This window comes from Micromonospora sp. M42, from assembly GCF_000568915.1.
Taxonomy (GTDB): domain Bacteria; phylum Actinomycetota; class Actinomycetes; order Mycobacteriales; family Micromonosporaceae; genus Micromonospora; species Micromonospora chalcea.
Map to the genome: position 1 here is coordinate 543,950 of NZ_KK037233.1, position 558 is coordinate 544,507.

A 558-nucleotide genomic window follows, 5' to 3' on the forward strand; every position below is an offset into this window, starting at 1 on the left:
CGCCGATCCCGGGCGGGCCGCCGAACTGACGGTGTGCGGCGGCCCGCTGCGCCTGGACCGCCGGCGACCCGGACCAGGCCCGGGGGCTGCTACGGCACCTGACCGCCGCGCCGCCCGCACAGGACCGGGCCGACCTGCTCCGCGGCGAGATGCAGCTGCGCTGCGACGCGCCCGCCGCCGCGGTCGCCACGCTGCTGGCCGCCGCCGACGCGGTCGCGCCGGCCGACCGGCGCTCCGCCCTGCTCGCGCTGGTCCGCGCGGGCGAGGCCATCTGCGTCACCGGCGACCAGTTCCGCTACGCCGAGGTGGCCCGCCGCGCGGAGGCGCTGCGGCGGCCCGGCGACCCGCCCGACCTGGACCTGCTGGCCACCTTCGCGGTGGGCGTCGGGGCGACCCTGCGCGGCGACCACGCCCGTGGCGGTCCGGCGCTGCGCCGGGTCGTCGTCCTCGGCGGCCGGCTGTCCGGGCCCGCGCTCACCCCGGGCGCGCTGGTCTGCGCCGCCGCGGCGGCGCTGCTGGTGGCGGTGGAACGGGCCCGCGCACCGGCTCGCCGGCCGG

General features: G+C 82.4%; 1 pseudogene. It reads left to right on the plus strand.

Features of this window, described 5'->3' with window-relative positions:
• Window positions 1-149 precede the first annotated feature (149 nt).
• Window positions 150-558: pseudogene (locus tag MCBG_RS02035) on the plus strand (helix-turn-helix transcriptional regulator); the annotation flags it as partial.